Source organism: Bradyrhizobium sp. 23 (genome assembly GCF_023073295.1).
GTDB lineage: Bacteria > Pseudomonadota > Alphaproteobacteria > Rhizobiales > Xanthobacteraceae > Bradyrhizobium > Bradyrhizobium canariense_D.
In genome coordinates, this window is sequence record NZ_JADPJF010000049.1 from 1 (window position 1) to 22,045 (window position 22,045).

The 22,045-nt window shown below is 58.3% G+C and carries 17 protein-coding genes and 5 pseudogenes; 13 read left to right on the plus strand and 9 right to left on the minus strand.

The genetic code is table 11. The features are described from left to right. Positions 1-75: 75 nt before the first annotated feature. The 4 genes and pseudogenes from IVB32_RS12910 to IVB32_RS12925 all read right to left on the minus strand — a co-directional run. A pseudogene (locus IVB32_RS12910) lies at positions 76-1,124 on the minus strand (IS3 family transposase); the annotation flags it as partial. 125 nt (positions 1,125-1,249) lie between these two features. Beyond that, a complete protein-coding gene (locus tag IVB32_RS12915; RefSeq protein WP_247410497.1) occupies positions 1,250-1,510 on the minus strand; it encodes a hypothetical protein in 261 nt (86 codons plus the stop codon). Beyond that, positions 1,495-1,581, minus strand: a pseudogene (locus tag IVB32_RS12920) (hypothetical protein); the annotation flags it as partial. The gene IVB32_RS12915 and the pseudogene IVB32_RS12920, both read right to left, overlap by 16 nt. An 89-nt stretch (positions 1,582-1,670) precedes the next feature. Then, a complete protein-coding gene (locus IVB32_RS12925) occupies positions 1,671-1,922 on the minus strand; it encodes a hypothetical protein (protein WP_247410499.1) in 252 nt (83 codons plus the stop codon). An 844-nt stretch (positions 1,923-2,766) separates the two neighbouring features. On the opposite strand from IVB32_RS12925, the gene IVB32_RS12930 reads away from it, so the two are divergent. From IVB32_RS12930 to IVB32_RS12985, 12 genes and pseudogenes are all read left to right on the plus strand, one after another. Beyond that, a complete protein-coding gene (locus tag IVB32_RS12930) occupies positions 2,767-3,306 on the plus strand; it encodes a hypothetical protein (RefSeq protein ID WP_247410501.1) in 540 nt (179 codons plus the stop codon). 144 nt (positions 3,307-3,450) lie between these two features. Then, positions 3,451-3,651 (plus strand): hypothetical protein, encoded by a 201-nt coding sequence (locus IVB32_RS12935; protein WP_247410503.1) that lies wholly within the window; start codon positions 3,451-3,453, stop codon positions 3,649-3,651. Positions 3,652-3,677: 26 nt separating this feature from the next. After that, a complete protein-coding gene (locus IVB32_RS12940; protein ID WP_247410535.1) occupies positions 3,678-3,965 on the plus strand; it encodes a hypothetical protein in 288 nt (95 codons plus the stop codon). A 1,386-nt stretch (positions 3,966-5,351) separates the two neighbouring features. Next, positions 5,352-5,777, plus strand: a pseudogene (locus IVB32_RS12945) (nitrogenase cofactor biosynthesis protein NifB); the annotation flags it as partial. Between the two features lie 92 nt (positions 5,778-5,869). Beyond that, positions 5,870-6,076: pseudogene (locus IVB32_RS12950) on the plus strand (ferredoxin); the annotation flags it as partial. Positions 6,077-7,041: 965 nt separating this feature from the next. Next, positions 7,042-7,356, plus strand: coding sequence for a nitrogen fixation protein NifZ (locus tag IVB32_RS12955; RefSeq protein ID WP_247410505.1), 315 nt, complete (start codon positions 7,042-7,044; stop codon positions 7,354-7,356). Continuing rightward, positions 7,353-7,592, plus strand: coding sequence for a nitrogen fixation protein NifZ (locus IVB32_RS12960; RefSeq protein ID WP_247410507.1), 240 nt, complete (start codon positions 7,353-7,355; stop codon positions 7,590-7,592). Before IVB32_RS12955 ends, IVB32_RS12960 begins: the two co-directional genes overlap by 4 nt. A 15-nt stretch (positions 7,593-7,607) precedes the next feature. Then, positions 7,608-7,949 (plus strand): DUF3024 domain-containing protein, encoded by a 342-nt coding sequence (locus IVB32_RS12965; protein WP_247410510.1) that lies wholly within the window; start codon positions 7,608-7,610, stop codon positions 7,947-7,949. Positions 7,950-7,980: 31 nt separating this feature from the next. Next, positions 7,981-8,250 (plus strand): hypothetical protein, encoded by a 270-nt coding sequence (locus IVB32_RS12970; protein ID WP_247410512.1) that lies wholly within the window; start codon positions 7,981-7,983, stop codon positions 8,248-8,250. A gap of 553 nt (positions 8,251-8,803) precedes the next feature. Continuing rightward, positions 8,804-9,010 (plus strand): hypothetical protein, encoded by a 207-nt coding sequence (locus IVB32_RS12975; protein ID WP_018459463.1) that lies wholly within the window; start codon positions 8,804-8,806, stop codon positions 9,008-9,010. Positions 9,011-10,681: 1,671 nt separating this feature from the next. Beyond that, positions 10,682-11,227, plus strand: coding sequence for a hypothetical protein (locus tag IVB32_RS12980; protein WP_247410514.1), 546 nt, complete (start codon positions 10,682-10,684; stop codon positions 11,225-11,227). 480 nt (positions 11,228-11,707) lie between these two features. Continuing rightward, on the plus strand, positions 11,708-12,184 hold the full coding sequence (locus IVB32_RS12985) for an Lrp/AsnC family transcriptional regulator (RefSeq protein ID WP_247338325.1): 477 nt from the start codon (positions 11,708-11,710) through the stop codon (positions 12,182-12,184). Positions 12,185-12,859: 675 nt separating this feature from the next. On the opposite strand, the pseudogene trpD reads toward IVB32_RS12985, so the two are convergent. The 5 genes and pseudogenes from trpD to IVB32_RS13010 all read right to left on the minus strand — a co-directional run bounded on the left by trpD (position 12,860) and on the right by IVB32_RS13010 (position 20,386). Further along, positions 12,860-13,872, minus strand: a pseudogene (gene trpD / locus IVB32_RS12990) (anthranilate phosphoribosyltransferase). 472 nt (positions 13,873-14,344) lie between these two features. Beyond that, the gene (locus tag IVB32_RS12995; RefSeq protein ID WP_247410516.1) at positions 14,345-14,626 is read right to left on the minus strand and encodes a hypothetical protein; all 282 of its coding nucleotides are present in this window, start codon (positions 14,624-14,626) and stop codon (positions 14,345-14,347) included. A gap of 576 nt (positions 14,627-15,202) precedes the next feature. Continuing rightward, complete coding sequence (locus IVB32_RS13000; RefSeq protein ID WP_247296885.1) at positions 15,203-15,940, minus strand: carbonic anhydrase; 738 nt, start codon at positions 15,938-15,940, stop codon at positions 15,203-15,205. A gap of 2,406 nt (positions 15,941-18,346) precedes the next feature. Beyond that, complete coding sequence (gene groL, locus IVB32_RS13005) at positions 18,347-19,987, minus strand: chaperonin GroEL (protein ID WP_247410519.1); 1,641 nt, start codon at positions 19,985-19,987, stop codon at positions 18,347-18,349. A gap of 84 nt (positions 19,988-20,071) precedes the next feature. After that, complete coding sequence (locus IVB32_RS13010) at positions 20,072-20,386, minus strand: co-chaperone GroES (RefSeq protein ID WP_018459066.1); 315 nt, start codon at positions 20,384-20,386, stop codon at positions 20,072-20,074. Between the two features lie 1,080 nt (positions 20,387-21,466). Between IVB32_RS13010 and IVB32_RS13015 the strand changes: the two genes are divergently transcribed. Beyond that, entirely contained in the window at positions 21,467-21,868 is a 402-nt protein-coding gene (locus tag IVB32_RS13015; RefSeq protein WP_247410521.1) for a hypothetical protein, read from the plus strand. Positions 21,869-22,045: the final 177 nt, after the last annotated feature.

Here is a 22,045-nt window from a genome sequence, read left to right on the forward strand (position 1 = left end):
CCCCACGGGATCGCATCCCAATCAGCAAAGTCTCTTCTCTTCAACAACATAGACAGATGGGTGTTCTGATGCGCGGTTGTAGAAGTCGAGATATCGGCCGATCGAACTGCGAGCCTCGCTGACGCTGTCATAGGCCCGCAGATACACCTCTTCGTATTTGACGCTGCGCCAGAGCCGTTCGACAAACACGTTGTCCCGCCATGCGCCCTTGCCGTCCATGCTGATCGCGATGCCGTTGTCGACGAGCACGCCGGTAAAAGCCTGTCCGGTGAACTGCGAGCCCTGGTCGGTGTTGAAAATCTCCGGCTTGCCGTGACGGGCCAAGGCATCCTCCAGCGTCTCGACGCAGAAGGCTGCTTCCATGGTGATCGACAGCCGCCACGACAGAACACGACGTGTTGCCCAGTCCAGCACCACGGCGAGATAGACGAAGCCCCTCGCCATCGGGATGTAGGTGATGTCCATCGCCCAGACCTGGTTCGGCCGTGTGATCTCCATGCCGCGCAGCAGATACGGATGGATCTTGTGGCCGGGTTCCGGCTTCGTCGTGCGCGGACGGCGATAGAGCGCCTCTATCCCCATCCGCCGCATCAGCGTTTTGACATGCCGGCGGCCGATCTTGCACCCCTCGGCAGCCAGCAGGCCTCTCAACATTCGCGAGCCGGCGAAGGGAAACTCCAGATGCAGCCGGTCGAGACGCCGCATGATCGCGAGATCGGCGTCCGGCACCGGACGCGGCAGGTAATAAATGCTGCCCCGGCTGATCTGCAGTACCTCCGCCTGCCTGGTGATCGACAGATGGTGCTCACGGTCGATCATCGCTTTGCGCTCAGCAATCCCGCCTTGGTGAGCGCTCCTTCTAAAAAATCGTTCTCCAGCGTCAGCTCTCCGATCTTGGCGTGCAGCGACTTCACGTCGATCGCAGGCGCGGCGGGCGCAGCGCTGCCAGGTCCAAAAACTCCGCACGCGCCGCCTTCCAGCTGCGCCTTCCACGCCGTGATCTGATTGGGGTGGACGTCGAACTGCTCGGCCAGTTGAGCGATCGTCCGGTCGCCCTTGACGGCGGCAAGCGCCACCTTCGCCTTGAAGGCCGGTGTGTGGTTCCGGCGTGCTCGTCTGCTCATCGTCGCTCCTGATTCGCAGGCATCAGCGTGCCCGCTGTCAGGCAGAAACTCCACTTATCGACCTGTTCAAATTTGCGGAGCCGGCTCTGACAGTGTGCAGGCACGAACCGCAGCCTTGCGGATCGCTATGCCGCGACCTTGGTCGAGAGCTTCTGCAAGAATTCCTCATAGATGCTTGCCGTGCGTAGAGGCGATTGGCGCAGACGCAGGTCTGGTCCATGTTGCGGTATCTGGAGACGATGGCGTCCTCGACGGCGGCATCGATACTCCACGAAAGGCGCCAGCTCGCGACCGAGCTTCTTCAGGCCGATGCAGGCCCGACCGTAGAGGATCTTGCCGACCGCGGTCGAGCCGGTGAGGCCGACAAAGCTCACGGCCGCGTGCACGCACAAAACCTCGCCGATCCTCCCGAATCTCCGGCGATGACGTTGAAGACACTCTTGGGCACGCCTGCCTTCTCAGCGAGGGCTGCGAGCGCAACCGCCGAGAGCGGGCGTCTGACTGACTGGCTTCAGCACCACGGTGCACCTGCGGCGCGCGCCGGCCCTACTTCGCGGGTGATCTCGAGTTGGGGAAGTACCACGGCGTGTGGCGCCGCAGGCGCCAATCGGTCGCCTGACGCAAGCAGCAGCATCCGCGCGCGGCGAGAGAATCGTTTCGCCATAGTTGGCGCGCCTCGTCGGCGTACAACTCGACATAGGCGCCACCGATATCGAGTTCGCCTAGCGCCCCAGAGAGCGGTTTGTCCTGCTCGGAGGTCAGGATTGGCGCGAGATTCTCGCGATTGGCGACGATCAATTCGTATCATTTCCGCAGGATGTTGGAACGTTGCTTGGCTGTGAGCTTAGCCCACAGGGAGCGCTCGTTCAGCAGCTTCCACGGCTCTCGTGCAGCCGTCGGGTGAGAGCTGCGGCAGTTTGGCGAGCCAAATGCCGATCGCCAGATTGTTTTTATCGCAAGGCGAGGTGAGCCAACTCAGACGCCAAAATGTAGCAGGCCTCCCGCCGGTGACAGGTCCTTCAGACGCTAGCGAAGGATGGACGAGCTTGCGTGGATTGTGCGGCGGCGGTCAGGGTCGTCGCCTTGCTCCTGGAGATCTTCAAATCCGAGCAATCAGGTCTCGTCGACCGCGAAAAAAGGCCGCGCGAGATACCGCGCGGCCGAGTCAGGGAGGAAACGCCCCGAAGGGCACTGAATAGGAGCTCGGCAAGTAAATGAACTCACCGCGAACTCCAATGTTGCACGAAACGTCGTCAGATCGTGCAAGCGGATATGGGATACTCATTTACCTGGGAGGATTGGAGGCGTTCGTAGCGATATCTTGCAGTTTTTGTGCGCAGATTTCGCCAACTTCGCAGCACTTGCTATCTGGAAGCGCTTCTCGCGAGAACATTCGAACTTGCGTACCGTTCATTGAGAGCATCGAACACTCGCTCGTGTACGCGTCCGTCCCGTTGGTCGCTCCGTTCCAGGATTTGGGAAATGAATCTAAATTAGTCAGCGCTCGTGACGAGCGGCAGAGAACTGTTGAGCTTGGCGGTCTAGCAGGACAGCTGCGCGTCGCGACAGTGCGAACCAGCATCGGGCGCCTTCGGACAAGTCATTTGAGGGGCAAAATGCGCAAAGTTGCGATCGGAATTCGTTGGACATCATCACCGCGTCGCGGATTGCGCGTTGGGAGCGCGAACAGCTGGCACCACCGGGGATTTCAAGCGCCATTGTCACAGGCGCAATCTGCGCTGTCGCCATGCTCTACGGGAGCGTGGCGCAACGTGAGTCGAATGCCAGCAACGAATTCAAAGATCATGTTATATCGTTGTCACAGACCTTCTTGGAATCCGGGCAAATTGCAACCCTCCCTGCGGTCTGTCATCAATCTCTACGCAGCGGGCTTCCAGAACGTGGTCTCGGCCCAACGAAACCGTGGCTTCAGCGAGAATTGAGGAAGTTACGAATGGCCGTCCGCGCAGTTGAGCGTCGGGTGAGCGAGCTCAATCAGCCTCAGCGCCCGATATTGATGCTAAAGATGCGTTGCCACGACAATGAATTGATGTTGCGCGGCGAGGACAAAGCCATCGCGATGAAAATCGTAAAAAGAGCGCCTCCGGGGCTGGATTCCATCACGGAGGCGGCTCCTCGGCACCAGCGTGGCGGAGCGAGAGCATCACAACTATTGTTCTGAGGAGGAGACGGCCGCGACGTCTCGGGCATCAAAGAACAGCGGCAACTGTGGTGAAGTTCATAGTCTTGGAATCAGCTAGTAGTTCATTTTAAAGTGTCAGCGTGCTTCCTCGTGCTACTTCTTTGCTCCTTGCGGAGTCGCCAAGTGCTGGACGCAACGACCACTGCGCTTTTGCGTGCTGTTCTTGAGCAGGTTTGCGAGAGTCTGCCTCGCAGCGAAACGGGCACTCGGGCCCATGTCGCTTCCAAGATCTTGGACGCCGCCAAGACAGGTGAGATCACGGCGGATCGCCCTAGGCAGGTCGGCATGGAAGCTCTTCGCTCTGCGCCAATAATGTGGCGGTAGGTGCGGACAATACTGATAGTCCTCATTTGAATTTCCAGGTCACGGTCTTGAAGACCGTAGTGAGTTACCCGGACGTGTTCGCATCCATGCCGGAACTCAAGCGAGACATGGCCATTTTGGCCACGAGCGGTCTCGATTGGGCGGCGCGCACCAAGAGAATGGGCGCACGCATGCCCTACCTCGACGTTTTTAGCGATGAATCGTCGCGCGGCGTCAAAGGAGCATTCTTGTGGACGTTCATCTGGTCTTTCCCTGGAACACTGAAGCTTCGCAACCTCAGTTTCCCGGTTCAGACCAGATTGACAACCTCCTGAGAGACCACACCTAGCACGCCCCAAGTCCAGCCAGAGGACACGAGAGCTTGTGAGCTGCCATCGCCAGTGCCGACACGATCCCATTCTATCGAACTACGTCGGCACGAGCCTGAACGACTGGGGCGGCGCCGGTCCTCTAAGAGCCGATCGTGCGCAACGCAGTCTTAGACCGGACTAGGCCATCAACGCAAAGCCCGACAATCGGTTGCCGAAGGAGAATTCTCGATGCCGTTGTGAGCTTCGAACTTTCATTGGAGAGCTGAAACGAGAAGTGCTGATATCTCAGCATATATCGGGGGAAAGGTGCTGTTGCTTTGATCAGGTCCAAGATCCCGCCATGCGCGGTGGGCCATTCATGTATGGACCTCGATTCTGGGCGCCCGAGCCGTTGGCTGGGGCCACGGCGCAGGCGCGGCCAAGTGGGACGGAGTGCCGGGAGTCACGCCGCCTCTTAACGGCAACAGTATCTGAGCGCTGATGCCGCTCGGCATAAAGCTATCGATGGCCGATACGCTTGGTTCGCATTGACTCACGTCAATTCGCTCCCGCCTTGTTCTTGAAACATCCGTTTTAGACCGTCGTTCGCGAACAACGCCTAAGGTGCTGATTAGGAATCGGGTTTTCGGACATTGGCGCGTTTCGGATTGCAGGCTTTGATAGGTTTGAGCATCGGAAACCTGCAATTTGGAGTTTGAGTTTCCGTCAAATCCCAAGCCTAGTTCGATGGCCGCATCGGATGGCTGAGATCCTAGCGCTCATGCGGAAACTCATGCTGGAAAAATGCCTCGCCGGTGAAGTGCTGAGAATGCGCATTTCATCAAGGAAAGGCGGAACGGACGGAGCTTCCTATTCTTCGGTTGTCTCTTCACTGATCTGCTTTTGCTATTTATGCGCGGCAGATCACAAAACGCTCGGCTGACGTCCATTACGCGCTCGTCGATCCGCAAGCACTCTCACGCAACGAACTCTGCTTTCTGGTCGAGCAACACCTGACACTGGTCGCGATATGGCCCGGCACGCGATAGAGATGTTGAACGCCAAGTAGCGGCGCGAGGTGGTCGTCCCGCCGCTGTCCGCTAGTAGGAAGAGGTCGCATCGCAAGCGACCGGTGCGTGTTGGGAGATTTCACGCGAGCTCAATGAGAACCCAACGGCCATCTCCGTCACAATTGCGACGCCTGTCGCATCTGCGACCTGTGAACTGTCGCTGACGCGTGCACAACTGTGCGGATCAAGTCTAGCTAACTCGTTCATACGGCGGGAATGCCATCGCCATCCGAGATGGCACGCGAGTTGCTAACTCTCGTTCTGTGGCCGCTCAGGCTGATCGCCATGGGCACACTTGGTAGAGAATTGAATATGGACGCTGTTGCCGGACGCGGAAAACATGTCAAAGATGCTGAGGATAGCGGCGGGATGCGCCGATTATAAGGGTTCCCGGAGCTCTTCGAAGAATGGCAAAGGGAGCTATGGGTCACAGGCTGTCCCAGGCGATCTGCCGGCCGAAATCTGGGACAAAGTTAGGACGCATCTGTGCTATAGCGAAGAAGCTCATTATCATTACGCTCGCATCCATGTCGCGGTCGCGCCGGCGTCCAATATTCAATGCAACTACTGCAATCGTAAGTACGACTGCGCCAAAGAATCGCGTCCGGGTATTGGTAGTAACAAGCTCACTCCTGAGCAGGCGGCGGGAAAGCTGCTCGCGGTAGCCACCAGAATTCCGCAGCTGACCGTGCTCGGTATCGTCGGCCCCGGCCATGCCTTGGCCAATCCGAAAATGACTTATCATGCCACAGATCTCCGTGCCCGAGTACGGCACAGCCTTCGGGCTCAAAGGCCAAGCGCGGCGACGCCGCGATCCCGCAAGAACCGCTGATCTCGGTCACGTAAGGGGTCGTATCTATGCCATTCAAGATCGTCGCCTCGCAATGTACGCGTTCCTCGGCTTGTGAACCCTTATACCCGAATGTTGCAACGTCGGAGAAGGCTGGAAACGTCATAATTGAATCCCAGAAGTGCACCGAATGGATCGTCTACTCTGACGAGCCGCAGTGTGTCGCTGTCTGTCCAGTTGAAAACACCAACGTCATCGATACATCAGTGCCGCGTTTACCACGCGACTGCCTAAAAGGGGGTGTGCTCGTGAACTTCGTGCCGAGCTCCGTCACTCCAAAGTCGCGAGTATCGCCGTGTGCAGTGAGGGCGCCGCAGGCGTCGACTTGCAATTTCCTGTTATGGCCATGGATTACTCGGGATCGATCGCCAACATCGGTGCGTAGGCGGCGCCACGGGCCCCGTAAGAAAGTAACGGAGCGCAACGGTCCAAAGTTGCGCCTCGATGTCGAGTGCCCACTAAGCAGCGCTGTCATCGATTTGACCCACGCCGCTGTGCAGACGAGCCTATTCTTCGCCGAGCCAGGTGCATCGCGTTGCACTGTCGAAGGGGCCACCTGTCAGAGGAGCAAAGCTGCCCATGAACCTGGACCCAGTCATTCCACTATCAGGCAGCAAGGGAGCATTGGTCGCACACACGCGGCTCGACGAAGGTCTGCTACCCTAAGCGGAGGATCAGCAACGGCAGGCCGGGCTCTTCTATCATCTGGAGGGAGTGGCCGAAAACATCTGCTCGAAGCAGAGACGTTGGCCTCTGTTCCGATCGAGCTCTACCGCTTACACTTCTACAGACTCGCTGGGCTAAGACGTCGGAGGTGGCAAAGCTCTGCATTTTATCGCGTCTGTTGGGTCGGGACGCAGCGCATCGCGCCGCGCCGGCTTGGTTGGCTGATGAATCATGAGGCTATCGAGTTTCGCCGCATGGTGGCACGACGTATGGGGCCGCTTGCCACGGCGAACGACCCGGATACCTCCGTGCACCTCGAGTACGCGCAGCGACCTTCACCTCATTTGGTAACCGCTCTGAACCGCGAAGCTGAACGGCATGCCCGCTACGAAGTGGCGAGTCGCATCGCGGATGACGAGTCGGCATGTCTCATCGCAGACAAGGACAATATGCTGCAGAAGAGCACCTCTGCTCGCGTCTCCGTGCGCCCTGCAGGTTCGCGAGGGGGCGGTGCATGAACGTGATCGTTTCCGACAGTGATGTGGTCCAGCTAAGCGGGCGGCCCGCGTTCAGCTTTGGCGAAAAGGTGAGGGCCAGCAGTACCATCCGCAATGACGGCACCCTTTGCGGCAAGGAGATCGGCGACATTCTGGCCAAGAAGGGCGACCTGAGTTACGTCGTTTCCATCGGTGCGTTCCTGCAGAAATTCTATATCTACGGTCTCGAACTCCTTGAAAGCGGCTACCGCGTCGGCGTGAGGCGCAAAGACGTCGGACCGATCGACGAGGGCGTAGATGATCTGCCATTGCCGGAAGTGGCTGTGTCATGACAGAGCCGCGCATTCCAAAATATCGATCGGGCCAGCGCGTGAAAACGGCAGCCAATCTCATCAATGACGAGTCAGTTGCCACCGCGCCGCCTGATGGGATCCTGGTCGGCGCCGGTGCCACCGGCAAGATCGTCCGGGTCGCGATGCATACCGAAGCAAGCGTGCCGATTTATCTTGTAGATTTTGGTGAGCGGCTGGTCGTTGGTTGTCTTGAAGAAGAGATCACAGTCCTTTGAGGGGATGTTCTCGCAATGAGAGTGTCGAGAGAGGTACCGGTGGGGCTGATCCCGCATCCGAACGAGCTAGATCGCAAGCGGATCGAACGTGCTTTGATCTCCCGCAAGCACTCGCCGAGTGTGACGCCGGTAAAGGCTGGCTATCTCATTGAGAGTCCCAGCTGCTCGCGCAATATTGAGAACGATGGCGGCCAGATCGATGTCGCGCTGTTTCAATACGATGCCGTGAGCGGGATCTGGAAACTGTTCTTCAAGAATCATGCGCGAGGAAGCTGGAAATTCTACAGCATTTTCCACCGGCTTGCGTCGGCAATCGACGAATTGAACACGGATCCCGAGCGGCTGTTCTGGCAGTGATGCTCATTGGCAACAATCATAAGGAGTCACAATGGCGCTCGCCGCAGAACAATTGATCGAAATCGAACGCCTGCTTGAGACAGCTAACACAGACACTAGCGCCGTTGCTGACCTAAGGCGCCGCTTTCCGCAGCTCACCTTGGTTCGGTGTGATGCGTCGGATGTGACGCAGCAGCCATTCCGGCGTCTTCCGCAGTTTGACCTGCATCTAGCCGATGAATCTGACCACTGCATGCAGATTACGGCCGACCAGGCGCGAGCGACTGGATTGGTGCTCGCTAGAAGGCATGTTGAGCGGTGATCGGCACTGGACCCGCACAGAATCGCCTCGATGACGCGGAGGCGGTGAATGCAATTCCGCTCTCGCATCCTGATATCATTGCTGCCGACTCTCGGCCGTCGAAGCGCTATTGTGTTCGCAGCGAATTTCCAGTCGGTCGACGACTGAGATGCTCGAACGAGCTTTCGCGATCTACGTTGGCCGCAAGCATAGCGTTGCGGTTCCAAACGCACGATTGGGCTCCTGCCTGGCCTGAAGGCGCTCGGTATCGAGCGGGAGGAAGAGGTAATCGCCTCTTCCTATTCGTTTCTCAGACCCTGCATGCCGTCAATCTGGCGGACGCACGGGGGAGTTTGCCGACACCGAATGTTGGCGCCTCAAGACAATGCCCGAAGAACGCATGAGGCCTAACACACGGGCGATTATCGCCGCCAACCCGAACGGGCCCCCGGCACCAATGCAAGGTGCGAAGTTTAAGTCGCTGCGCGAGGTCCACCCCAAAGGGGCCGAAACTGAACACGCCACAATTGAGCAGCCCACCGGTCTCTAAACCTGGCAAAAAAACGGGAACGATATGAATCCGCAGATCATCATTCACGTCCGCTTCGCCCCGAATGGCAGGGTGATCCAGATCAGCGAGCGCCCGGCGAGGCTCACGCCCGACCAATGGTTTGATGTTCTCAAGACCCGAGCCGGCTCTGCCTATCGCCCACTGTCCCGTGGTCGTGGCGTTTTTCGGGTGACCCGGGCCGCAGTTGATACGTTCAAGCAGAAACTGTGACGCCGGCATGAGCGAAGAGATCATCGATATCGTGGCTAGCCACGATATTGGGGTGTTCGCAGGCTGTCCAGCCGATGCGATCGAGCGGGTGGCGCCAGGGCGTGCAGTCTGTCGCAGATCGAAGACATCGGCGAGGGCCTGCTAGTTATTCTTGTGATTCTTTCGGCAATGACTATTTCGATAATGCTAATCGTTTCTGGCACGACGGTGTTCGGCTTAGCATCGGTTGCTGCGGGTTGTTCTCCCCGGATCGGTCATGATTCAGATACAACGGAACGGTGCGACCTTGGAGGTCGACAGTGGGTTTTTCATCGGGGTCCCGTAATGGACACGCGCTTAGATCGGTTGCACTCCACGCTGTAGTCGACAGTTGGTCCGAGTGTCGGGGGGCGAACATTCGCGATGCATCGGCTTTGCGAAACACCCACGTGCCGGCGGTCTCGTTCCTCCGATAACCGATCGACAGGCCTCGTCCGATTGAAACCGAGAGGGGCGTTTCGCGCACCGGCTTGTCCAGCCACGCACTGCGATTTTAAGCGTCTTGTCCCTGATGCGCCTGACCAGCCGATGCCTCAGCTTCATTCTGAAAGTGTCCAGCCGGAGTCCAGTGGACAAGGATGTATACGGGACTGACACTGGGGGGCGCCAGCGCATTCGAATCCTTGAGACGACCGGCAATTTGAAGATCTCTATAACAGGGCGTCGTGTCCTTCTCTCAGTTGCACAAGAAAAAGCTTCACTCACAAGCATGCTTTGGCCGCGGGAGGAGCCTATGGGATTGAGACAAAAGCTCGCTAGCGTTTTCCTTCCTGCGGAGCCTTTAGCGCCGTCTGCTTCTCGAAAGCTGTATAAGCGGAAGACACCGCCCAGCATATGTTAGGTGAATGATTCCGTTCACGTCGCGATACGCGAGAAACGACAAGTCTGAGTTGGCAGCTGAATTGGACGCGGGTTGTATCTTACATGGATATTTTCCCAAAATTACCCAGATCCTGATTTCGGGGCCAGCGACCAATGCGACCTCATGTGGAATAATCACCATCGGGTCAGGGCGGCGCCTCATAAGGTCGAAGCAGGACAGTTCCAGTCATCTCCATGCTGAGCGAAAAACGCCGGGTATCCACGGATGACCGCTAGGATAAAGTTCTATCGCTCCGATCTCATCGGCAAAGCCTGCCGCAGAGCCGGAATGATCTCGTGGGATTGCTCACGCACTTCATCGGAAGAGAAAAGTGAAGCGGGTTATGGCATGAGCTACACCGACGCAGCCTTTGGTTTTTGGTGGACCCTCTGGAAGGATAACTACGAAGTCTTCGCAGCAGATGACTGGACGTCCGATGATCCCTTCGGCCTTTGGGTTGCAGACGGCGAACACAGGGAGGACCATTCTCGGCTCCTATTGTCAGTTCGAGGCATCCAATGTTCTTGATGACCTGAGCGACCCCAAAGACATCTGCCCGTCAAGAACATCTGCTCGTTGGAAGTCTGCCCATGCCAAATGCAAGGAAATACGCCTGTAGCCGCCTCTTCCCAGTCGCATCGGCTTTCACGGAAACCGGAGTTCTTGCCATTGAAGGGCAGCGCCGCGATGCATGATCGACGAGCGCGTCGATGGATCTGCATTCTGGCTCATCGTTCCGAGCAGTTCCTGTTAACCGAGCAGGAGTGCGATTGTTGGGTGATTTGTGCCTGGCTCATGTGGGTAGTCGCAAGGCGGTCATGATCACATGCAAACATTTCAGGACGCAATTTGCAATCGAGCGCGCCCGCTATGCGGCCGCGCGTGGCGCAAGCCTTCTGATGCTGATGCCGCCCTACCACGGCGTGAGCCTCAACGCGGACGCGCCCTCGATGCTCGATCGTTTCGGCCGTATCGCAGATGCGGCCAAGACGATCCTGGTCCTGAATGCGCTGCTCAGTGGCGTGACGTTAACAATGTCGTTTCTGGTGCGCCTTGCCCGGGAGATGCCGCGCTTTAGCTATTTCAATGTCGAGGTGCCGTTTGCCGCGGCGAAGCCGCGGACGTTGACTGACGCCGGAGGAGAGGCAATCCTCGGCCCATTCGACGGAGAGGAAGCCATTACAATGATGCCAGATCTCGATGCTGGTGCGAGCGCGACGATGCCGGGCGCGCTGCTTCCTGATCTATTGCGTCCAGTGATCGGTCATCACACAAGGGGACGCAGGCGGGAAGCCGCCCCGCCAGTCGTTAATTGATTTCGAGAACTGCCAGTGTGGCCTGCGCGCCGCCACGGGCGCGACGTGACATAGCTGAAGGAAATTCCCTCGCCACTAGCTCGCCCGCGAGGTCAATCCGATGGCGCTCCATTGGTGACGCTAACCCGCCCACTTGTCCGCCCCCGAAAGAACTAGGTTCAATCAGGTGCCAGGCGTCAAGAGAGGTGCGGTACCGACAAATTCACCTCCCACAAACAGCGCGTGAGGTAAAGAGCTTTAGCGGCTTATTGGAATTAGGGGAGGCGACGCAAGCCGACCGGGCGCGCACAAGACCGGAACCGGTGGTTGGCTGTCCCCAATAAGGTTTGAGCCTTCAACTCGTCAGTGCGCGCATTGTCGTCTGAAGACGTACATTCGTAGAGGTGCTAGGGAGGAGATTTAGAGATGACCGGGACGCTCAATGGGACTACTTCGCATGCTTGGAGGAGGCGGTCGCGCTCGAGAGTCCGCAATGCAGCCATGGAAATCGACAAAATCGATGCTCGTATTCTTGATCTCGTTCAACGGAACAATCGCCTAAGCAGTGAAGAACTCGGCGCAAAAGTTGCCCTATCTGCATCTGGAGTTCAGCGCCGACTAAAGCGCCTACGAAAAGAGGGCGTGATAGAATCAGACGTCTCAATCATTTCGCCAAGGGCGATCGGCCGAAACGTGACTATGCTGGTCCTCATTTTCTTTGAGCGCGATCGCGCCGACATCATTGATCGCTTTAAGAGGGGGATCCGCACTATGACGGAGGTGATGAGCGGATTTTACATCACGGGCCAAGCTGATTTCATCTTGTTGGTGACTGCAAATAATATGGAAGAGTACGAACATTTCACCCGACGCTTGATAAATGAGAATCCAGATATAAAGCGCCTCGAGACTGTGGTTGTTCTGGACCGAGTCAAAGCCGGTTTCATTTTACCAATGGGATCGTTGGCATGCTGGTGACCCTCGCCATGACCCTTAACGCCCTGATCTTGGATGCAGCATAATGGCTTTCCGCGCTGTGAGAGCGGTAACGACCATCTCGCGCTCTGGGCCCGCGTCGATGCGGTCCGATTAAGATGAGGCCGCGTTCCCGCAATTCCATCTGGCTCGGCGCATGCTCCTCAACACGATGTCCGAGGTTAACACTAGCGGCATGAGAGCACCTAGTGGATTCTGGAATCGTCGACAGCCTGCTTTTTTGCAGCGAGAGGATGCTTATCGATTGTTGTGTGCAGCGTACCCCGCAGATTTGGAGGATGGAGCTGCCTGTATCGATGACCGCCCGAAATTTCGGAATAATGTGTTCTATCTTTGCCATAAATGCGAGCGCTTCTACCGTTCGCGGGGACGTCATTGCTTATCCATTGACGTCTTGCGTGCACACAAAATTGAGAACCTAAGCTTCGGCCGCGGCCTTTGCTGATTGTCTCGGCAGGCTGCTTCGCACTGGTCTTGGCGATCTGAGGCCTTTCGCGGATCCCGCTCCGTCGCTTGGAAAAGCGGGGCTGCTGCGTCTGTGACCCGGCAACCGCGGTAAGCCTCTCGACGTGTGGCAGAGGCACATCGCTGCGCCTGCAATCTCTTCGCGCTCGTAGGCTTCGATGTTGGTGTTCAAAATGTCCCGCGTCGGCCGTGTCAAGCATTGGAGATCGCGATCAGGTGTTTCAATCGCGCAGCTGCCGCTCCGCTGTTAAGCGATTCTTGCCCAAGAGCGACGCCGTCCCTCAAGCTGGTTGCGTGGCCGGCCACGATCATTGCTGCGGCGGCGTTGAGAAGAGCAACATCGCGGTACGGACTTGGCATGCCGTCGAGCACGCTTTGCAGCGCGATTGCATTGGCATCGGCGTTGCCGCCCCTCAGCGCCTCGTTGTGGCAGCGGGCGAGGCCCGCGTCTTCCGGGGTGACTTCGAAGGTACGGATCGCATCTCTCTCTAGCGCGGCAACAAATGATGTCCGGTGAGGGTGATCTCATCGAGTCCATCTGAGCCATGCACCACCCACACCGACTCAGCACCAAGGTTCTTTAACACCTGCGCCAAGGGCTGCACCCATCGACGCGAAAACACTCCGACGATCTGCCGCTTGACTCCGGCTGGATTTGCGAGCGGGCCGACTAGATTGAAGATCGTGCGGGTCCCAAGTGCCGCTCGGATCCGGGCAACGTGGTGCATAGCCCGATGACGGATGGGCGCAAGCATGAAGCCGATGCCAGCTTCGTGCACACAACGAGCAACGCTTACAGGCGGGAGGTCGACCTTCACGCCGAGCCGGGCCAAGACGTCAGCAGCGCCCGATAGTGAGGACACGGCGCGGTTGCCATGCTTGGCCACAGGAACGCCGGCGCCGGCGACGATGAATGAGGCGCATGTCGACACGTTGACTGAGCCCAAAGCGTCACCGCCCGTACCAACGATGTCGACAGGGTCGGGGGGCGCGCTGACCCGGAGCATTTTGCTCGTCATGGCCGAGGCTGCGCCGGTGACTTCTTCTACGGTTTCGCCACGTACCCGCATGCCCATTAGTAATCCCCCGATCTGGGAGGATGTCGCCTGGCCCGACATCATGATTTCAAAGGCTGCTGCAGTCTCCTCGCGGGTCAGCGTGGCACCTGTAGCAACTTTGCAAATGATCGATTTGAGCGCGTTCATTGCTCTACACGTGTTTAGCGTGCCAACTGGCCAGTCGCGCGTGCGAGCGCGACCTTAATCCGCTAGATGATCCCATCTCCATCTTGTCGCTACCCACGCTGTTCTTTGCCGATATATGATCGGACAAACGTTGCGGTTTTGTGGGATCGAGCCGCACTCGTCGGTTGCAGGATGACGTCCATGCCACACACGACTACTCGTCATTGATGCTCCCTGCTGGCGCCGGCGCATAGCTCGAGATCCTGACCAAATACACTGCATGTTGCTCTTGATATGGCATTATGTCGCGCCGTCTCGATCAAAAATGGTGCTCCTCCTCTTTGAGGTAACTGACCTTCGAGCGCGTTGCGCAACTTGCGCGTCTCGGCCGGCATCATCGGGGCTCGTTACCGGCAGCGTTTGTGGGCTTGGTGGATGTTTGCACTGATCCTAAGTCACTCGTATCGATACTTGCCCGCCCATGACATCATTCTCACCCGTTTTCGTTTTCTGCGTTCAACAGCGAGGCGTCATTTGAAGGGGGCATTCGTGGCGCATGCAGCTCGGCAGCCGGTCCGGCTAGGGCCGCGTATGCGTCGTCGAAGGCATGCGCGGTCAGCTTGAACGTCAGTCCGCTCTGCGATCCGACAACCGGACGTTGCGTAAGAATCAAGCTGTCCACGGCGTTCACCTGCAAAGGAGCAAGCGTTCTTTGCTCGAGATCAGAGCCGGCGATTGGATGGGAAGACGGTGGGTGGTTTCCATAGCCGAGCATGGCGGGACGACTTCTTCTGCAACCAGCCCATCGTGGAATCGTTGACCGCGATCGTATGATGGCTTGCATGCAAAAAAAAGGCCCGGCCTCATTTTGGAAGCCGGGCGAAGTTAGTCTGGGAGGAGCGACGCTGCTACACATCGCACCGACCGTCGGCAAGGGAGAGTTGCCGCCGGCTCATTTGCGGCGAGCGTTCGCCGCAAATTCGAAATAGGATAGGATCGTTACGCCAAAACCCCCAGACGCTAGGAGTAGGTTACATTCGTTTGTTTGAGGTCGCGATTTCATTTCAAGATCGTACAATGTGACGTTACGTGCGATTCAAGTCCTTTCAACGAAATGATCGCAGAAAGATCTCCAAGCTTTTGGCTTCCCGGAAGTAGCCAGGTCCGTGCGTAACGTACTATCCATTCGGTCCCACCGGTGGGGGCTTGCCACGTGAAGGCGCTGCGCCGGCCCGCTGCGTAAGATCCGTCCCTCCGATCACCAGGATCTGGTCGGCTCGGCGGCAGAGACAACAACCTTTCAACGTTGTCGCTTCAAACGGCACTGCTCAGAATAGGGCTCTGATGACGGTCAGCTCACCAATTCGACTCGGCCGGTGTCGAGCCGATAAAGACCCCCGACGACTTTCAGCCTATTCTGCTCAATTGCTATATTTAGAATCGGAGCTGCCGATTTGAGCTTATTGACGTTGTCGATTACATTTTGCCGGATCGCATTTGCGAGTGCATCCCCGCTTTCCTGGGAAGACGCTTTTACCGCGGGCGCAAGTGCGGCGGCGAGAGATGGAATGTGCCCAGGCAAAGACTTGCCCTCTCTTAAAGACTCGATCGTAGCACCGACGGCGCCGCAGCGATCGTGGCCAAGTACCATGACCACCGGGGTTTTTAGCACGGCCACCGCATATTCAATGCTGGCTAGCATTTCATCGTTGGCGAAATTACCAGCGACACGGCAGACGAACAGATCGCCAAGTCCGCTATTGAAAACATGTTCGGGTGCAATACGTGAATCGGCGCAGGTTAGGACCGCTGCATATGGATTTTGCCCGCTGATTAAAGCTTCGCGCTCCTGCCTGAAATCGTCGAGTCGTGATAGGCCATGCACGTAGCGCGCATTGCTTTCCATTAGTCGCTTCAGCGAAGCGTCCGGCGTGAGAAGGTTGTCCGGTTTTGGCGGCGCTGTTGCTTCCATGGCACCGGCAATCCTACCGCCCAGCAGGATGCCCGCCGCCGAAGCCGTGAACAGCATTAGCGAACGGCGAGACGGCGTCATCGGATAAGGCAGGATCGGTAGGCAGTCTTCACACATGTTCCCCTCTTCGAGTGCTGCTCTACGCCGTCCCGTGGCTTCGGGCTTGGCCTCGCTGCGGAACCAGCGCTACCCAGCGCCTTGCCTATGGAGGTGCACCAACTCAGTTGCACAGATGTGTTCGCCCTAGCGCCTCTCGCTTCGCTTGATGACAGCGCGATGGGCGTTATCCAAAATGGCTCCGAGAAGGAGTTCTAAAGTGTCATTACGGCAGCCTGATCAGGATTTCGAGACAACGTCACCGCCTCCCAAACAGCCGTTCTTCAGGCGGCATGCGCTTCACTAGATTGGGAGGAGTGGAGTGAACGCGGAGCCGCGCGAACGGCCTTAGCGCCGGGATCCCCATGTGCGCACGCACGGTGAGCACGAACGAACTGGGCATCCTGGTCGCTAGTGCTCCTCAGGTAATGTAGCCCGACCGAAGTTGTCATCGGCGCGTGCCCAATGGGATGCCTATCACATTGCGACGCAGCTAAGAACGGCTCAAGCCTCATTCCAATTTCTAGACGAACTGCGCGCCGTCCCAAGGTGCGCGTGGTGCAGCGGTTTAGGTCCAGTATGACGTTCGGAGTATTGCCGGTCTGCAAGGCACTGAGCACCTCAGCGTACTTCGGTGAGGGCTCTTCGGCCTTGACCATCGTGCTGACGCTAACGGCCAACAGTAAGGACACTAGGAGTGGCGGGCGTCTGCCATTGCACAGCATATTCTCTTCTTCCTCCACGGCGCAGGCGCGAAGAAGTCAAGTTGCTCGATGGCATGCAAGCATGTGCCCTAACCGTTCTCAAGTGCTTCGAAGGGAATCTAACGTCACAAACTCGTATGTAAGACTGTGCACGGTTGGCGGTCCGCCGGATTAATTCAGGTGCCGAACACCTGCCTTCGGCGGTAGCCGGCGCAAACGAAGTCGTTTCGTGCGCCAACGCAGCGGTGCCAAGATCAAGCGCGTGTCGAAAGGCGAATCGCGCCATGCTCGAGACCTTTGATTATGCACGCTTGTTGACCTTGGCACCCTGTCAGCATCGGACCACCAGAGACTCGGGAAATCACGGCCGTCGTTGCCAGCCGGTAAGACCAACCTCTCCCTGGGTCGCCGCCTCGATTTCGCAGGTCGGTGAGTAGCGAACTACCATTGGTGGCGGCTCTTAATGAACAATCAAGAGACGTTGCCCTGACGGTTTTGACGAAAGCCGAGAGCCTGTGCTTGATTCGGTGAAGCCAGTTCTTGTTCTCACCCGAGGAATCTGCGCAGGTGATTGCGTATGTGCGCCTAAGGGTGCGTTGCGCTTGCAAATGCTTATGGTCGATCCCGCGGAGTGCGAGTCACTTCGTGCAATGCCTGCGAATTGCGAGAACGACCTGCCGTTTCGGCGGGCTCGTCACTGACCCTCCGCAGGATGACGCGCCGTGCTGACATGTGCTCGCGCTCGCTGCACCAAGCCGCGGCAAATTCTCCGCGCGAGAGCCTTCCTTGAGCACGTGCCGTTGCAAGCCAGGCGCGCCATAAATGCTTCTAGCGCGATCACGGACCGATCTGTGAAACGCCAGCGCAGGGCACCTCTGTTCCATCGGTGAGAAGCGTAAAGCGCATCACAATGCTTGAAGCTAACACCACATTGTCAGGTTTGAGCCAACGGGCGCGACCGGGCGACTGGAGGAGCTCCAATTTTCAGGCGGCACCCTGCTTGCTTCGTTTGGACCGGTGGGCACGGTCCCACGCATGTCCGCTGTCTAGACCGAATGTACCTCTTCTGTCTGCTTCCGGCCCAGCTCGCTCGCGTGAGCCGGGCGGCCCAGCCAGTCCAGGATCACTCCCATGAAACACTCGCTCCTTGCCGCCCTGTTGCTCTCGCTGACGTGTCTGTCCTCCACGGCGGTTCTCCAGAAGTCGGCCCCTGCGGCCCTTCCTTTGGCTCCAGGAAATCGAAGAGCCGCGCGCACTGGCTTGGGCCCGCGCCGAGAATGACAAGACGCTCGGCGTGCTCCAATCAGATCCCTGCAATCGCCGCTTCTTTGAGGAGGCGCTCAGCATGCTTCAGGCCAAAGACCGGATCCCGTTCATTTCTCACTTCCAACAAGGACGACCGCGTGCATCCGGCCTACGGCCGCAAGGCAGCGCCAGGCTTGCTGCGCTCGGCCAGCCCCACTACTGCTATGAAAATATTGACGGCGGGCATAGCGCGGCCGCCAATCTCACGGGATACGCGCGCCGGCTGGCCACTCGAATACACCTATGCATCCAGGGGGCTCGTGGATTGAGTGCGGTTGACGAGTGAGTTCGTTAAGGTCGCCAGTGCAAATAGCGGGAGCGCATAGCGCGAGATCAGAACAACGAACTGAAAAAGCCACGAGCAAAAAATGACCCCCGGCATTTTTCTGCCGGGGATCACATTTTTGAGAGAGTTGGATCAGAAGTCCATGCCGCCCATGCCGCCGCCCGGAGGCATCGCGGGCGCGCCGGTGTTCTTCTTCGGCAGCTCGGCGACCATGGCCTCGGTAGTGATCAGCAGGGCCGCCACGGATGCAGCGTTCTGAATCGCGGTGCGGACCACCTTGGTCGGGTCGATGATGCCCTTGCTGACCAGGTTGCCATACTCGCCCGTCTGCGAGTCGAAGCCGTAGGCGTATTGCTCCTTCTCCAGGACCTTGCCGACGATCACCGAGCCGTCTTCACCGGCGTTGATCGCGATCTGGCGGGCGGGCGCGGAGAGCGCCTTGCGCACGATCTCGACGCCGGTCTTCTGGTCGTCGTTCTTGGTGCGCAGGCCCTTGAGCTGCTCGGAGGCACGGAGCAGGGCGACGCCGCCGCCCGGGACAATGCCTTCTTCCACGGCCGCGCGGGTCGCATGCATCGCGTCATCAACGCGATCCTTGCGCTCCTTCACCTCGACCTCCGTCGCGCCGCCGACGCGGATCACCGCGACGCCGCCAGCGAGCTTGGCAAGACGCTCCTGGAGCTTCTCGCGGTCGTAGTCCGAGGTGGTTTCCTCGATCTGCGCCTTGATCTGAGCCACGCGCGCTTCGATGTCGGCCTTCTTGCCGGCGCCGTTGACGATCGTGGTGTTCTCCTTGTCGATCATCACCTTCTTGGCGCGACCGAGCATGTTGAGCGTGACGTTCTCGAGCTTGATGCCGAGATCTTCCGAGATCGCCTGGCCACCGGTCAGGATCGCGATGTCCTGCAGCATGGCCTTGCGGCGATCGCCGAAGCCCGGAGCCTTGACGGCCGCGACCTTCAGGCCGCCACGGAGACGGTTCACGACCAGGGTGGCAAGCGCTTCGCCTTCGACGTCCTCGGCGACGATGACCAGCGGCTTGCCGGTCTGCACCACGGCCTCGAGCAGCGGAAGCAGCTCGTTCAGCGAGGAGAGCTTCTTCTCGTTGATGAGGATGTAGGCGTCGTCCATCTCAACGCGCATCTTGTCTGCGTTGGTGACGAAGTAGGGCGAGATGTAGCCGCGGTCGAACTGCATGCCCTCGACGACGTCGAGCTCAGTCTCGAGCGACTTGGCTTCCTCGACGGTGATGACACCCTCGTTGCCGACCTTCTTCATGGCGTCGGCGAGGAACTTGCCGATCTCCGCGTCACCGTTGGCCGAGATGGTGCCGACCTGGGCGATCTCGTCGTTCGAGGTCACCTTCTTGGAGTTCTTGACGAGGTCCGCAACGACGGCTTCGACCGCGAGATCGATACCGCGCTTCAGATCCATCGGGTTCATGCCGGCGGCAACCGACTTGGCGCCTTCACGAACGATCGCAGCCGCGAGCACGGTTGCGGTGGTGGTGCCGTCGCCGGCTGCATCGGCGGACTTGGAGGCGACTTCGCGCACCATCTGCGCGCCCATGTTCTCGAACTTGTCCTCGAGCTCGATCTCCTTGGCGACGGTGACGCCGTCCTTGGTGATGCGCGGAGCGCCGAACGACTTGTCGAGCACGACGTTGCGGCCCTTGGGGCCGAGGGTGACCTTTACCGCGTTGTTGAGAATTTCGACGCCGCGCAACATGCGGTCGCGGGCGTCTACGCCGAACTTGACTTCTTTGGCTGACATGTGGGTCTTCCTGAATGTTTTACTTGGTCTCACCCTTTGCGACGCCCAGCAGGGCCCCTCAGGATGAGCGGTGCGAGCGATGGTTTAGGCGGCCTTCTTCTTGGCGGACGCGTCCGTGAGAACGCCCAGGATGTCGCTCTCTTTCATGATCAGCAGGTCGACTTGGTCGATCTTGACCTCGGTGCCGGACCACTTGCCGAACAGGACGCGGTCGCCGACCAGGACGTCGATCGGGATCAGCTTGCCGCTCTCGTCGCGGCCGCCGGGGCCGACGGCGATGACTTCACCTTGCGAAGGCTTTTCCTTGGCAGTGTCCGGAATGATGATGCCGCCAGCGGTCTTTTCTTCTGCGTCAATGCGCTTGACCACGACGCGGTCGTGAAGCGGACGGAATTCCATGCAGATCTCCTAAGCATTTACTACAGTTGAAGATTTCCCGATTGCTAGCAATCGTGGCCCGCGAGTGCCAATGCAGGCGCAGCTGAAATAGGACCGATTTTTTGGGGAACAAGTGTTTGTAGCAGGAAAAATCCGCTGGGCGGGCGGATCCCTGTTGGGGCCGCCCCAGATCACTTTCTCGGCTTGCCGCGAGCACCCGACTTTCTTCTGAGTGAGTCGTACGGCTCTGCGTCTCAACCCAATCTCGCCGCCACAAAAACCAGAAGTCCACGCGTTCCGAAGAATTCCCCACCAATTCCATCGCAATTTTGAAACGACTGACACCTGATGGGCTTGCTCTAACCTCGCCGCGAAAATGCCGCCGCGTTCAATGCAGGCTGTTAGGCTTGCAAGTCGAAAAGATAGGCCCACTCAGTCGCCAATCGATATTCCTTGTATTTCCGAGTAAGTCTGCGAACCGGGTGGTCACGCTTGAAAAATGCACCGCGTGCGTATGATGTCCTTGTGGCGGTAAGACGTGGCCCCGCTACGATGCCGATCTCACGATGCCAGCCCATACACCGGTAAATTCCGGCATAGGGGAGCCGTGGCTCCTGGCTCATGATCCTGGTTAAGAGGCTCGCTGTTAGACTCGCGCAGATAATGCCCGTTCTTATAGATCGCGATTCGTCATCTCTCAGTCGGCTAGCTTTAACTTTGCCTGTAGCCATCGGTTCGGGCGCAGAGTTGATCTGAGAAGCTAGCTGAGCCCGCCTTCTGCGAGCGTGCTTGTTTATCTTTCGACAGCGCTCCCGGCAGATTGCCGCTGGTGCGGAGGAGCCCGCGCCATCGCGAGTGTACTTAGAGCTATGGACGCGATCGTATCGTGCGTGTTTTCGTTGCCCGTGCGGCGTTAATGCGCCGAGTGCCTGTTGGCGCTGGAAAACATCGATTCGTTGCACGAGCAGAGTCGTGTTGGACGCTGAAGCGGCATGATCTTTCCAGATATCTTTGTGCGCATGACCAATTAGCTTCGCATGGACGCTCTTGACCGTCATCTACTACCGCGGCAACGAGAGCCAATATAGATCGAGAGAAAGAATGATGGATGTGATTGATCAAGCGAACGGTTCGGAGTTGCCGCCCGTCTTGCAGACGTCATCAAGACGCCTTCCGTGGGTTGTTGGATTTGTCGCCATCTTCATCGGGCTATGCGTTGGGGGTCAATTTTACCGGCCCCATATCGACCGAATGATCGAGGCGCTAGTGGCACGTGAAGTCGTCCCAATGCTGGCGTTGTCACCTGAAGACAAAGCGGCCCTTTCGGAGATTCGGTCGGGGCAACAGCAGGTGAGCGACGAGATTTCAGCGCTCAACCGCAACATCGATGCGCAGCAAGCCGATTTGAAACGCATGTTAGATCAAATCGCAGCCCTGACCTCAAGAATTGAGTCTCTGCAGAACACTGCTGCGCATCTCCTGCAGATATTCGTGCGCCAGTAGCCCAGGCCGCTTCAAAGCCGACTACAAGAGCCACTCGCCCGCCTAAAGCAGAAGGGCCCGTTTCCGTCGGGGGCGCGCCGCTGGGTTCTCGAGCCGGAGACGGACCGCCGATGATCCAGTGATGAAGCGTCGAGCCTGCCAGACATGGCGTCACTGAGAGGATGCAAGTCGAACTAG

Coding starts and splice junctions, on each gene's coding strand:
- IVB32_RS12955 (WP_247410505.1), top strand. CDS start 7,042: ATGAACGTGATCGTTTCCGACAGTGATGTGGTCCAGCTAAGCGGGCGG.
- IVB32_RS12960 (WP_247410507.1), top strand. CDS start 7,353: ATGACAGAGCCGCGCATTCCAAAATATCGATCGGGCCAGCGCGTGAAA.
- IVB32_RS12965 (WP_247410510.1), top strand. CDS start 7,608: ATGAGAGTGTCGAGAGAGGTACCGGTGGGGCTGATCCCGCATCCGAAC.
- IVB32_RS12970 (WP_247410512.1), top strand. CDS start 7,981: ATGGCGCTCGCCGCAGAACAATTGATCGAAATCGAACGCCTGCTTGAG.
- IVB32_RS12975 (WP_018459463.1), top strand. CDS start 8,804: ATGAATCCGCAGATCATCATTCACGTCCGCTTCGCCCCGAATGGCAGG.
- IVB32_RS12985 (WP_247338325.1), top strand. CDS start 11,708: ATGGAAATCGACAAAATCGATGCTCGTATTCTTGATCTCGTTCAACGG.
- IVB32_RS12995 (WP_247410516.1), bottom strand. CDS start 14,626: ATGCTCGGCTATGGAAACCACCCACCGTCTTCCCATCCAATCGCCGGC.
- IVB32_RS13000 (WP_247296885.1), bottom strand. CDS start 15,940: ATGTGTGAAGACTGCCTACCGATCCTGCCTTATCCGATGACGCCGTCT.
- groL (WP_247410519.1), bottom strand. CDS start 19,987: ATGTCAGCCAAAGAAGTCAAGTTCGGCGTAGACGCCCGCGACCGCATG.
- IVB32_RS13010 (WP_018459066.1), bottom strand. CDS start 20,386: ATGGAATTCCGTCCGCTTCACGACCGCGTCGTGGTCAAGCGCATTGAC.
- IVB32_RS13015 (WP_247410521.1), top strand. CDS start 21,467: ATGATGGATGTGATTGATCAAGCGAACGGTTCGGAGTTGCCGCCCGTC.